At 64.9% G+C, this 12,282-nt stretch carries 13 protein-coding genes; 10 read left to right on the top strand and 3 right to left on the bottom strand.

From position 1 onward, the window contains the following. Positions 1-5 precede the first annotated feature (5 nt). Positions 6-878 carry an urea carboxylase-associated family protein gene (locus tag ACUN9Y_RS04885; RefSeq protein WP_445459566.1) on the top strand — a complete coding sequence of 291 codons (873 nt, stop codon included), beginning with the start codon at positions 6-8 and terminating at the stop codon, positions 876-878. Between the two features lie 267 nt (positions 879-1,145). Here the strand turns inward: ACUN9Y_RS04885 and ACUN9Y_RS04880 are convergent, their stop codons facing one another. Then, complete coding sequence (locus ACUN9Y_RS04880) at positions 1,146-2,096, bottom strand: tRNA dihydrouridine synthase (protein WP_445459565.1); 951 nt, start codon at positions 2,094-2,096, stop codon at positions 1,146-1,148. A gap of 187 nt (positions 2,097-2,283) precedes the next feature. On the opposite strand from ACUN9Y_RS04880, the gene ACUN9Y_RS04875 reads away from it, so the two are divergent. The 4 genes from ACUN9Y_RS04875 to ACUN9Y_RS04860 all read left to right on the top strand — a co-directional run bounded on the left by ACUN9Y_RS04875 (position 2,284) and on the right by ACUN9Y_RS04860 (position 7,785). Next, entirely contained in the window at positions 2,284-2,538 is a 255-nt protein-coding gene (locus ACUN9Y_RS04875; protein WP_445459564.1) for an OadG family protein, read from the top strand. Positions 2,539-2,583: 45 nt separating this feature from the next. Beyond that, on the top strand, positions 2,584-4,389 hold the full coding sequence (gene oadA / locus ACUN9Y_RS04870; RefSeq protein ID WP_445459563.1) for a sodium-extruding oxaloacetate decarboxylase subunit alpha: 1,806 nt from the start codon (positions 2,584-2,586) through the stop codon (positions 4,387-4,389). 9 nt (positions 4,390-4,398) lie between these two features. Continuing rightward, entirely contained in the window at positions 4,399-5,721 is a 1,323-nt protein-coding gene (locus ACUN9Y_RS04865; RefSeq protein ID WP_445459562.1) for a sodium ion-translocating decarboxylase subunit beta, read from the top strand. Between the two features lie 225 nt (positions 5,722-5,946). Continuing rightward, the gene (locus tag ACUN9Y_RS04860; protein WP_445459561.1) at positions 5,947-7,785 is read left to right on the top strand and encodes a lysophospholipid acyltransferase family protein; all 1,839 of its coding nucleotides are present in this window, start codon (positions 5,947-5,949) and stop codon (positions 7,783-7,785) included. Between the two features lie 176 nt (positions 7,786-7,961). Here the strand turns inward: ACUN9Y_RS04860 and ACUN9Y_RS04855 are convergent, their stop codons facing one another. Both ACUN9Y_RS04855 and lexA read right to left on the bottom strand, forming a co-directional pair. Beyond that, positions 7,962-8,582, bottom strand: a complete 621-nt coding sequence (locus tag ACUN9Y_RS04855) for an IMPACT family protein (protein WP_445459560.1) — start codon at positions 8,580-8,582, stop codon at positions 7,962-7,964. Next, entirely contained in the window at positions 8,582-9,154 is a 573-nt protein-coding gene (gene lexA, locus ACUN9Y_RS04850) for a transcriptional repressor LexA (RefSeq protein WP_445459559.1), read from the bottom strand. Before lexA ends, ACUN9Y_RS04855 begins: the two co-directional genes overlap by 1 nt. Positions 9,155-9,376: 222 nt before the next feature. Between lexA and ccmA the strand changes: the two genes are divergently transcribed. From ccmA to ccmE, 5 genes are all read left to right on the top strand, one after another. Next, positions 9,377-10,027: a cytochrome c biogenesis heme-transporting ATPase CcmA gene (ccmA, locus tag ACUN9Y_RS04845; RefSeq protein ID WP_445459558.1), complete on the top strand. Its 651-nt coding sequence runs from the start codon at positions 9,377-9,379 to the stop codon at positions 10,025-10,027. Positions 10,028-10,182: 155 nt separating this feature from the next. Further along, entirely contained in the window at positions 10,183-10,833 is a 651-nt protein-coding gene (gene ccmB / locus ACUN9Y_RS04840) for a heme exporter protein CcmB (RefSeq protein ID WP_445459785.1), read from the top strand. Between the two features lie 14 nt (positions 10,834-10,847). Beyond that, positions 10,848-11,588, top strand: coding sequence for a heme ABC transporter permease (locus ACUN9Y_RS04835; protein WP_445459557.1), 741 nt, complete (start codon positions 10,848-10,850; stop codon positions 11,586-11,588). After that, a complete protein-coding gene (ccmD, locus tag ACUN9Y_RS04830; protein WP_445459556.1) occupies positions 11,588-11,797 on the top strand; it encodes a heme exporter protein CcmD in 210 nt (69 codons plus the stop codon). The genes ACUN9Y_RS04835 and ccmD overlap by 1 nt, the downstream gene beginning before the upstream one ends. Beyond that, positions 11,787-12,257 (top strand): cytochrome c maturation protein CcmE, encoded by a 471-nt coding sequence (gene ccmE, locus ACUN9Y_RS04825; protein WP_445459555.1) that lies wholly within the window; start codon positions 11,787-11,789, stop codon positions 12,255-12,257. The genes ccmD and ccmE overlap by 11 nt, the downstream gene beginning before the upstream one ends. The last annotated feature ends 25 nt before the right edge of the window (positions 12,258-12,282 follow it).

Raw genomic sequence — 12,282 nt, 5'->3', positions numbered from 1 at the left:
GCGATATGAGTAAAGTGCCAGCCGCTTATCAGGCGACCCGGGGGTCGCCGCTGGAGGTGGACACACGCTTCTACGATGCCTTGACCCAGCGTGGCGCCGCCGGGGCGCGCCATCTGGTGGCCAGTCATCGGGTCCCCGTTCGTCAGGGCCTGGCCTGGTCGGTGAAGGCCGGTCAGGTGTTTCGCGTGTCCATCGTGGAGGGCGCCCAGGTCGGCGACTTCAACATGTGGAGCCTGCATGATCCGCGTGAACGCATGTGGGCCTCGCGCACACGCCAGCTACAGCGTGCCCACGTCAGTACTTACGATCGCCTCTGGTCCACTCTGCCTTTTCTGCGTCCCATGGCGACGATTATCGATGACACCCTGGCCGGCTATGGCGTCGATGGCGAAGGTGGGCGTGTGCATGATCTGCTCGGCACCCGTTGCGATCCTTACGTCAACCGGCTGCTGACCGGTGAGGATTTCGATTTTCATTGTCACTCGAACCTGGTGCGTGCGGTGGCGCCGTGGGGGCTGACGGAGTTCGATGTTCATGACGTGCTCAATATCTTCCAGTGCACCGGCCTCAACGACGACGATCGGTACTTCATGAAGGCGTGCCCGGCGCGGCGCGGCGACTATCTTGAGTTCTTCGCCGAGATCGACCTGCTGTGCGCGTTGTCCTGCTGTCCCGGTGGTGATCTGTCGGTCGATCTGTGGGGGCCGGGGGCCAAGGACCCGTTGCAGACCTGCCATCCGCTCGGCGTCGAGGTGTTCGCCATCGAAAAGGCGTGTCTCGAGGGCTGGGTATCACCGGAGCGGGCGGCCTATGGGGGTGCTCATGGCCGTCGGGACCCGTCGATCGACTGGGCGGAGGTCAAGCGTCACGGCGCTTGATGCACGAAGGGTGGGCGCGCCCAGGTCCCTGCGTCGCCGGGAGTGGAGGGCCTGTGTCGCCGGGGGCGGAGGACCGGCGGCGCGTGGCGGGTGAGTCGTGGCGGGGGAGGGTGGTCGGCCCGGTGGCCGGGCGGCATCCTCGACTGAGGTATCGCTGCCCGGGGGGAGGTCTGCTATATATGCCCGCGCTTTGCATCAATCTCGGCTGCCTGGCTCGGCTGGTGCGTGCCTGGCTCGGCTGTCGAATGCCTGGCAGTTGGCGCCGTATCAGGCGTTGGTTGGCGAGCAGGTGGTGCTGTGCAGGCCGGCCAGAAACTCGTCGAGGTCGGTGAGTCGGCGTATCCGCTGGAACGTCTCGGCGGCCACCGGATCCCGGGCGCGCATGTGGTTCATCCACTGCTTTAGTAGTGAAACCACCACTTTGGCCGGTAATGTGCTACGCTGCAGCGCAGCATATTGGTCCAGGATCTCGACCCTTTCGGCCCAGGGGGTGGCGGGCAAGCGTTGCCCCGTTCGCTGCCAATGCCGAATGCGTGGCGCGAGCCCAGGGTCGGCGAGGGCGCCGCGGCCGAGCATCACGTCGCGGCAGCCGGATAGCGTGCGGGCCTTCCAGTAGTCTTCGAGGGTCCAGATGTCGCCGTTGGCCACTACCGGTATGGATAGTCGGGCGCGAATTCGGCCGATCCATTCCCAGTGCGCGGGCGGCCGGTAGCCCTCGTCTCGGGTGCGGGCGTGGACGACGAGCTGGGTGGCACCGCCGTCTTCGGCCGCGTGGGCGCAGGTCAGGGCCAGGCGCCGGTCGGAGAAGCCCAGGCGAATCTTGGCGGTGACCGGAATGGCGTCGCCCACGGCGCGGTGCACGGCGTCCACGGCACGGAAGAGGCGAGTCGGGTTGCGCAACAATGAGGCACCGCCGTCGTGCCGGTTGACCAGTTTGGCCGGGCAGCCAAAGTTCAGGTCCAGGCTGGTGGCGCCGAGCCTCAAGGCCTGGCGCGCATTGGCGGCCAGGGCGTCCAGGTCGGAGCCCAGCAGTTGCAGGTGTACGGTGACGCCACTGGGGGTGGCGACTTCGGGCAGCAGCAGTTCCGGGCAGTGCTTGGTAAAGACGCGTGGCGGAAGTCGGGCATCGACCACGCGGACGAACTCGGTAACGGTCCAGTCGAAGCCCGGGCGTCGGGTCAGCAGGTCGCGGGTATGAGCGTCGATGACGCCCTCCATGGGAGCGAGTCCTATGCGACCTTCGTCTGGCACATGGTGATGTAGTAATTTTACGACCAAAACTGATACCTTAACGTCATTGCAATCGGCTGAAGGTGTGGCAGGTTGTAGCATCAAAAATCGTCTGAATGCCGCTTGATCGGTCAAAATTGAGTCAAAGTCGGCGTAATAACAAGGAGAAACTCGTATGCAAGAGACTTCGCTGCTCAACGAAGGACTCGGCTTGATGGCCCTCGGCATGGGCTTTGTTTTTGTTTTTCTTACGGTGCTGGTGGTCACGACGACCCTGATGTCACGGATCATCGGCCGCTACTTTCCCGAGCCGGTGGCCCCCATTGCGGCTTCGCGCCGCGGCCCCGTTGTCGGCCCCGCCCAGGACGAGACGCTGATGGCCGTGCTTGGCGCAGCGGTGCATCGCTATCGCCAAAACCATCGTCGCTGACCGTTCGGCAGCCTCCCTGACTCTCACAATGACAAGGAATCGACAATGAGCGAAACCGCACGCCCGCTAGGCATCACCGATGTCGTTCTACGCGACGCCCATCAGTCGCTGTTCGCCACCCGCATGCGCATCGACGACATGCTGCCCATCGCCGAGAAGCTCGATCAGATCGGGTTCTGGTCGCTGGAATCCTGGGGCGGCGCTACCTTTGACGCCTGTATCCGCTATCTCGGCGAAGATCCGTGGGAGCGGATACGGGCGTTGAAAGAGGCCATGCCCAACACCCCGCAGCAGATGCTGCTGCGCGGCCAGAACCTGCTTGGCTATCGCCATTACGCCGATGACGTGGTCGATCGCTTCGTCGAGCGGGCCAAGACCAATGGCGTCGATGTGTTTCGCGTCTTCGATGCGATGAACGATCCACGCAACCTCGAGCGTGCGATCAAGGCGGTCAAGGCCAGCGACGGACATGCGCAGGGTACCATTTCCTACACCAAGAGCCCCGTCCATACGCTCGATAGCTGGGTCGACCTGGCCAAGAAGATCGCCGCCATGGGCGCCGACTCATTGGCGATCAAAGACATGGCCGGCCTGCTGACGCCCTATGATGCCTTCGAGCTCGTGACCAAGCTCAAGGCGGCGCTGGACGTGCCGATTCACCTGCACTGTCATGCCACCACCGGCATGTCCACCGCCACCGCGCTCAAGGCCGCCGAGGCAGGCGTCGACAACGTCGATACCGCGATCTCCTCGATGTCGATGACCTACGGCCACAGCCCCACGGAATCGCTGGTCGCGATGCTCAAGGGCACCGAACGTGATACCGGGCTCGATCTCGAGCGGCTGGAAGACATCGCCGCCTACTTCCGCGAGGTGCGCAAGAAGTACGCCGCCTTCGAGGGCTCGCTCAAGGGCATCGACTCGCGCATTCTCGTGGCCCAGGTCCCCGGCGGCATGCTGACCAACATGGAAGGCCAGCTCAAGGAGCAGGGCGCCGGTGACAAGCTGGACGATGTGCTGTCCGAGATTCCGCGGGTGCGTGAAGACCTCGGCTATATCCCCCTGGTGACACCGACCTCGCAGATCGTCGGCACCCAGGCGGTGATGAACGTGATGATGGGCGAGCGCTACAAGTCGATCTCCAAGGAGGTTCAGGCGCTGCTCAAGGGCGAGTATGGGGCGGCACCCGCGGCCTTCAACGAGGAGCTTCAGACCCGCGTGCTGGACGGTGGCGAGCCGATCACCGAGCGCCCCGCGGATCGCCTGTCGCCGGAAGTCGAGCGTCTGACCGAGGAGTTGGATGCCAAGGCCAAGGACGATGGCATTCGCCTGGCCGAAGGAAAGCGTCATATCGACGACGTCCTGACCTACGCCCTGTTTCCGCAGATCGGGCTCAAGTTCTTGAAGAATCGCGATAACCCGGACGCCTTCGAGCCGGCCCCGAGCGCTGAAACGGCCCCCACGGTCGCGGCATCTGCCGACACGGCGACAGCGGCCGGCCCCGAGACCTATACCATCACGGTCAATGGTGTCGCCTACGTGGTCGAGGTCGCCGAGGGCGGTGATATCACCGAGGTTCAGCAGCAGGGTACCGCGACGCAGGCGAGTTCCGCACCGGCACCGGCCCCCGCCGCGTCCAGCGGAGAACGCATCGATGCGCCGCTGGCCGGCAATATCTTCAAGGTCAACGTCAGGCCCGGCGACAGCGTTGCCGAAGGTGATGTGGTGGTCATTCTCGAGGCCATGAAGATGGAGACAGAGATCCGCGCCTCCCAGGGCGGCACCGTTTCCGAGGTCAAGGTAGCAGAAGGCGACAGTGTGTCCGTGGGCGACACACTGATCGTGCTCTAAGGACGTATCATGGAGAAGATTCTCACACTCTGGTACGGCTCCGGGCTGTATAACCTGAGCCTCGGTCAGGCCGTCATGCTAGTCGTCGGGCTGCTGCTGCTGTGGCTCGCCATCGCCAAGAAGTTCGAGCCGCTGTTGCTGGTGCCGATCGGCTTCGGCGGTATCCTGGCCAACATCCCCGAGGCCGGGTTGGCGCTGTCGGCCGCCGAACAGGCGGCCCACCTCGGCCGCCCGGAGCTGTTGCAGCAGATGGCCGACGCCCTGGGGCTGGCGCTGCCTTCCGGTGGCGATATCGATGCCTGGCGTCATGCGCTTTCCGAGATGCTGCACGGTGACGTTTCGCCGGCGCTGATTCGCTCAGCCAATGACGTGGCCATGGATTCGGGCTTCGCCCATGGCATGCTCTATCAGTTTTACAGCGTCGCGATCGCCTCCGGTATCGCGCCCCTGGTGATCTTCATGGGCGTGGGGGCGATGACCGATTTCGGCCCGCTGTTGGCCAACCCACGGACCCTGTTCCTGGGTGCGGCGGCGCAGTTCGGTATCTTCGCCACCCTGCTCGGGGCGGTAGGGATGACGGCCATGGGCTGGATGGATTTCAGCCTCAACCAGGCCGCCGCCATCGGTATCATCGGTGGCGCCGACGGTCCGACGTCGATTTACGTCTCGAGCATTCTCGCCCCGGAGCTGCTGGGTGCGATCGCGGTGGCCTCGTACTCCTACATGGCGTTGGTCCCATTGATACAGCCGCCGATCATGCGTGCGCTGACCTCGCAGAAAGAGCGCGAGATCGCCATGACGCAGCTGCGCCCGGTGTCGAAGCTCGAGAAGATTGTCTTCCCCCTGGCGTTATTGATCCTGGTGGTGCTGTTTCTGCCCGATGCCGCGCCGCTGCTCGGCATGTTCTGCTTCGGCAACCTGATGCGCGAATGCGGCGTGGTCGAGCGCTTGTCGGACACCTCGCAGAATGCGCTGATCAATATCGTGACCATCTTCCTCGGGCTCTCGGTGGGCTCGAAGCTGGTCGCCGATCGCTTCCTGGCGGTGGAAACCCTCGGCATCCTCGGCCTGGGCATGGTCGCCTTCGCCATCGGTACCGCCTGCGGCATTCTGATGGCGAAGCTGCTCAACGCGATCAGCAAGAACCCGATCAATCCGTTGATCGGCTCCGCCGGTGTCTCGGCGGTGCCCATGGCGGCGCGGGTATCGAACAAGGTCGGGCTCGAGTCCAATCCGCACAATTTCCTGCTGATGCATGCCATGGGGCCCAATGTGGCCGGCGTCATCGGCTCGGCGGTGGCGGCTGGCGTGATGATCAAGTACCTGGGGTAGCGGCCCGGCCGTAGCGCTCGGCGACCGGCACTTGCGCCGTCGCGATCAGTGCACCGCCAGGCTGTCAGCGAAGCACGTGCCACAGCGGCGTCCCTTTGGGGCGCCGTTGTCGTTTGTGCCTGATCTCGCGCCGAGGGTCCTGCGACAACGTGTCGGCAAGGCCGCCACTCAACTGTCATTTGTCGCCCCTAGTCTGAGCGTATCGCCAAGCGAAGGGGCAGAGCCATGATCGACATCGAAGGGGCGTTGACGGCCAAGGCGCCGAGGACCCAGCGCTGGCCGGCCTGGTGCCGTCGCCTGCTGGTGGCGGGGCTCAAGCGCCTGGTGCGCGAGCAGGATATCAACGATTTTGTGCTGCGCCATCGCCGCCTGGGGGGGCTCGAGTTCATCGACCGGGTCCTCGAGCGCTTAAGCTTCGGCTATACCCTGTCGTCCCGGGAGCGCGACAACATTCCGGTGGCTGGGCGCGTCGTCATCGTGGCCAATCATCCGCTCGGGGCGCTGGACGGCCTGGCCCTGGTGCGGATGGTGGCGGACGTGCGCCCGGACGTGAAGATCGTCGCCAATGACCTGTTGATGCAGATCGCGCCCTTGGCACCACTGCTGCTGCCGGTGGACAACCTGTCGCGCAGGGGGTTTCGCAAGAGCCTCCAGGGCATCGTCGATGCCCTGGACGACGAGCAGGCGGTGATCGTCTTCCCTGCCGGTGAAGTGTCCCGGGCCCGGCCAACCGGTATCCGTGATGGCGACTGGCGGTCGGGCTTTCTGCATGCCGCCCGGCGCACCAACTCGCCCATCGTGCCGATCCATGTCGGTGGCCGGAACTCATCGCCGTTCTATAGCCTGGCGTCGCTCTCAGAGGCCCTTGGCACGCTGTTGCTGCCAAGCGAGATGTTCCGTCAGCGTGGGCGCCAGATCGCGCTGCGGGTGGGGGGCGAGATTCCGCTGGCACGTTTCGATCGCGATGACCTATCCACCCAGGCCAAGCTGAAACTGCTGCGCAAGCATGTCTATCGTCTAGGGCGTGGTCGCAAAGGGGTGTTCGTCGCCGAGGCCGGCATCGCCCATCCCGAAAGCCGCCAGCGCCTGCGCGAGGAGCTTGCCGGCGCCGAACGGCTCGGCACGACCGCCGACGGCAAGCAGATTCTGCTGTTCGAGTACCGTCTGGACTCCGCCGTTATGCGCGAAATCGGTCGCTTGCGCGAGATTGCCTTTCGGCGGGTAGGCGAAGGCACGGGCAAGCGTCGGGATCTCGATGAGTATGACGAGACCTATCGGCATCTGGTGCTGTGGGACGATAGAGATCTGGAGATCGCCGGTGCCTATCGCCTCGCTGAGGTGGGGCGGATTCTCGATGAGCGAGGGCTGGAGGGGCTCTACAGTGCGACGATCTTCCATCTCGATGACGCTCCCTGGGAGCGATGGCGGCACGGGTTGGAGCTCGGGCGCAGCTTCGTTCAGCCGCGCTACTGGGGGCGACGCAGTCTCGATTATCTGTGGGCCGGTCTCGGCGCCTATCTGTGTGCCCACCCCGAGGTGCGCTGGCTGTTCGGACCGGTGACCATTCCCAATCACATGCCGCCCCTGGCCAAGGAGCTGCTGGTCGGCTACTACCGCCACTATCACGGTGACGGCGACAGTGGCATTCGCCCGAGAGCCCCGTGTCAGCTCAGCCTGGCCGGACGCCTCGAGGGGGAGCGTCTGTTCGGGGGGGAGGATGTACGAGACGATTTTCAGCGCTTGAAGCTTGCGCTTCAGGCCATGGGGGCCAGCGTGCCGGCGCTCTACAAGCAGTACGTGGAAGTCACCGAGCCCGGTGGCACGACGTTCAAGGCCTTCGGCGTCGATACCGGGTTCGGCTACTGCATCGATGGCCTGGTGGTGGTGGACGTGGCACGCCTCAAGCCGGAAAAACGCGCTCGCTATATCGGCACCGAGGCGGCGAGCGAGACCGTGCCGGAGGCCGTGGCAGAGGGCGCGCGGCAAGCGCTAGCCGGGAACCCCGCCGGGGTAGCGCAGACACCGGTCGCTGCGTCTCGGCGAAGGCTCGCCGGTGAACCTTAGGGCGCGCCGAACAGGGGGGCGGTGGCCTGCGCGTTCGATGGACAGCGGCGCTCGACGGTCAGGGGCAGGGTTTCCCTCAGGCTGGTCGCAGCGCCAGGTCCTTCATGGGTCATCGACGGCCGGATTGAGCGGTGAGGGTCGCCGGGTGCCCGGTTGAGCCGTCGGGTGACTCGAGGCTAGTCGCGTTCGTCCAGGCTCAGGCGTCCCCGCAGCCGGGAGCTGAGCTCACTGACATCGACGGCCATGTCGCTTGGCCAGCCCAGCGTCAGCGTCACCCCGTCGGCGCTGTAGTCGGCGCCCTCGATCAGCACATCGTGGTGCTGGCACCAGTCACGCGCCTCGGCTTCGCCGGCGAACTCGAGGCTTACGCTGACCCGGTGGCGCTCGGTGATCTCGCGCCGGGGGACGTCGCCGAGGGCGGCGATCACGGCCTGGGCGTAGGCCCTGGCGAGCCCTCCGGTGCCGAGCTTGGTGCCGCCAAAGTAGCGCGTCACCACGGCGCCGACCTGGCCGATGCCGTCGCCGGTCAACGCCTGGAACATGGGGCGTCCGGCGGTGCCTCCGGGCTCGCCATCATCGGAGAAGCCAATCGCCGTCTGCTCGCCGGGAGCGCCGGCAATAAAGGCACTGCAATGATGGCTGGCATTGGGATGCCGGCGTCGGGCCTCGGCCAGCAGGGCGTCGAAGGCCGCGATGTCGGGGGCATGAGCGAGCCAGGCGATGAAACGGCTGCGTTCGACCTCGATCTCGGCTTCGAACCAGGCGCCTGCGTCCAGCGCGGGGACCGGATAGCGCATCAGGCGGCCATTTCGGCCTGGCGGGCCACGCCCATGACCAGGCCGAGAACCCGGATATCGCTGTTTTTCAGGTAGATCGGCGCCATGCTTTCGTTGGCGGGTTGCAGGCGCACGCCGCTTTTCTCGATGTACAGTTTTTTCAGGGTGACCTCCTGGTCATTGATCATCACGACCGCGGTTTCGCCATTCTCGGCGCTTTCCTGGCGTTCGATAATGATCACATCGCCATCGAAGATATTGCAATCGATCATGGAGTTGCCGCATACCTGAAGAGCATAGGTATTGCGTCTGACCATGCGCGACGGCACATGGATGGTGGCGTTGTCGACGAAGGCCTCGATGGGCATGCCGGCAGAAACCTTGCCCAGCAAGGGAATCTCCACCAGAGACGCCACGTCACCATGGCATGGCCCGTCGCATAGCCCGTCGCATAGCTCTTCGCATAGCCCGTCTTCGGCGTCGGTGCCTGATCGGCCTTCCGCGTTGTTGCCTGCGCCCTCGATCGCGACCCAGCTCTCGGCGATCGGCACGTTGGGCAGGCGTTCCAGAAACTGCAATGTAGCCTTGGTCATGGCGCTTGGTCTCCCCTGCGGGTCAAAGCTGGCGGCAAAAACCTGTCGATACGTACAGTAGTGAGCAAAGAATAGCAGCGCCTTTCAAACGCGCAAGTGTCATGGATCAACGCGCTCCTTCTTTGCTATGCCCATGCGACCCCTTGCCGCCCGTGGCGGCTGGCTCCGCTATGGCAATCCGTGTAAAGTTTGTGCGTATTTTACCCGCCTGTGGAGCGCCTCTTGAGCCTTTGTCTACACGCCCGAAATCTGGCCTGCGAACGCGATGGCCGCTGGTTGTTTCGCGGTCTGGAGCTCGAGCTGCGTGGCGGCGAAGTGCTGCGGGTGGAAGGCCCCAACGGCAGCGGCAAGACCACGCTTCTGAAGATCCTGTGTGGTCAGATCGGCGACGTGGAAGGCGAGGTGTTGTGGGGCGGCAGGCCGCTGTCCCGGGTTCGCGCGGAGCTGTTCTCCAATCTGCTGTATCTCGGTCATTCCCCGGGGGTCAAGGCCCACTTGAGTGCGCTCGAGAACCTGCGCTGGTATCAGGCCATGGGCGGCGATGCGGTCGATGTCGCGGCGTGTTTTGCGGCCCTGGCTCGGGTCGGCCTGGCCGGCTTCGAGGAGCTTCCCACCGCCCAATTGTCGGCCGGCCAGCGCCGTCGTGTGGCCTTGGCGCGTCTGTCGCTGACGCCGCGGCCGCTGTGGGTGCTGGATGAGCCGTTCACCGCCATCGATGTCGACGGCGTGGCGACCCTCGAGGCTCAGCTGGCCGATCATGCGCGTCGCGGCGGTGCCGTGCTGGTGACCACCCACCATCCGTTGACCGATATTCCCGGTCTCAGACGGTTGCGTCTGGGGGCTAACGTGGGTCTTCAGGAGGTGGCCGCTTGAGTCGTCGCAAGGTTTCCGTGGTCGCGGACCCGTCACCGCAGTCCCCCTTGGCTGAATCGGCGTCGGTCGAAGCCCCGGGGCGTGGCACGGATCCTTTGCCATCGATCGCTGTCAGAGAGTCGTCCGGCGACGGCCTCGGTCGGGCGCTGGCGGCGATGCTGACCCGTGACCTGCTTGGCGTCGGGCGGCGCCTCGGCGATGTGCTGACGCCGCTGGTGTTCTTCGCCATGGTCATCACCCTGTTCCCGCTCGGCATCTCGCCGGAGCCTGAGCGGCTGGCGATGATCGCTCCCGGCGTGGTGTGGGTCGCGGCATTGCTCTCTGCGTTGCTGTCGCTGGACGGCCTGTTTCGCGCCGACTTCGATGACGGCACCCTCGAGCAGCTGCTGCTGGCTCCCCAGCCATTGGCGCTTCTGGTGCTGGCCAAGGTCGCCGTTCACTGGCTGACCACCGGTCTTCCGCTGGCCCTGATGGCGCCGCTGCTGGGGCTGATGCTGGCCTTGCCCGAGGGCAGCTACCTGACGCTGATGGCGTCACTTGCTCTGGGTAGCGCCTGCATCAGCCTCGTGGGGGCCATCGGCGCGGCCTTGACGGTGGGGCTCGCTCGCGGCGGCATGCTGATGTCACTACTGGTCTTGCCGCTGTTCATGCCGGTGCTGATCTTCGGCACCGGGGCTATTCAGGCGGCTATCGTGGGTGGGCCCTGGCTCGCCCACCTGGCGATTCTGGGCGCTTTTCTGGCGGTGGCGCTGATGCTGGCGCCGCTGGCTATCGCGGCATCGCTGCGCATCAGTCTTCACGGTTAACAGAGGTATGTCGGATGTGGGCCTTCTTTCATAAACTCGGGTCGCCGCGCTGGTTTTACGCCATCGCCGCCCGTTTCTCGCCCTGGTGCTGGGCGGCAGCGGCGATTCTGATCGTCGTCGGCAGTGTCTGGGGGCTGGCCTTCGCTCCGGTGGACTACCAGCAGGGCAACAGCTTTCGCATCATCTACGTCCACGTACCGGCGGCCTTCCTGGCCCAGTCGATCTTCATGGCCATGGCGGTGTCGGGGTTTGTGTTCATGGTCTGGAAGATCAAGGTTGCCGACATGGCCGGCGCGATGATGGCCCCGCTGGGTGCGGCCATGACCTTTATTGCGCTGCTGTCGGGCTCGGTGTGGGGCAAGCCGACCTGGGGTACCTGGTGGCAGTGGGACGCGCGGTTGACGTCGATGCTGATCCTGCTGTTTCTGTATGGCGGGGTGATGTTGCTGCGTGCGTCCTTCGCCCGGCGTGATAGCGGGGCCAAGGCGGCCTCGGTGCTGGCCATGGTCGGGTTGATCAACATCCCGATCATCAAGTACTCGGTGGACTGGTGGTACACGCTGCATCAGTCCGCCACCTTCACTCTCACCGAGCGTCCAGCGATGCCGGCCGAAATGTGGCTGCCGCTGCTGATCATGGTCGTGGGGTTCTATGCCTTTTTTGTCGCCTTTACCCTGACCCGCACACGCAGCGAGATCCTGCGCCGTGAGGGCAGCAAACGCTGGGTCCAGGAACTGTTCGAGGAAACGCGCTGATGGCTTTCGATTCGCTGGCCGACTTCCTGGCCATGGGCAGTCACGGCCCCTACGTGTGGAGTGCCTGGGGGGTGACCCTGGGGCTGCTGGTGGTATGCGTGATAGTGGTTCGCGGCGAGAGCCGCACGGTGCGGCGCACCTTGCGCCGACGGCTCAGACGCGGTGCTGTGGCCGCATCCACTCCCTCGGAGGCTAGCCATGAGGGCTAAACGTCGTAATCGTCTACTGCTGGTGCTTGGTCTGGTCGCCTTGTGTGGCCTGGCCGTAGGGCTGACGCTCTATGCGCTGCGCAGCAACATCAACCTGTTCTTCAGCCCGGTCCAGATCGCCGCCGGCGATGCCCCTATCGAGCGCCAGCTTCGCGCCGGAGGCATGGTCAAGGAAGGCACGGTGGCGCGCGACAGCGACAGCCTGGATGTGTCCTTCGTGGTCACCGACTATGTCGATGACGTGGAAGTGCGCTACAGCGGGATCCTGCCCGACCTGTTTCGCGAGGGGCAGGGCGTCGTGGTGGTCGGCCAGTTGACCGCGGATGGCTGGATTCGTGCCGACAAGGTGCTGGCCAAGCACGATGAGAACTACATGCCGCCGGAGGTGGCCGACGCGTTGAAAGAGGCGGGCTATTCGCCGGCCGATTACAAGGATGCCGGGATGGACGGATCCCCGTGAGCCCCTTCTCGGTCGAGGTGACACC

The sequence above is a fragment of the Halomonas sp. V046 genome, assembly GCF_052645355.1.
The sequence above is the reverse complement of the archived record's forward strand: the minus strand, read 5'-3'. Positions and strand labels throughout refer to the sequence as shown.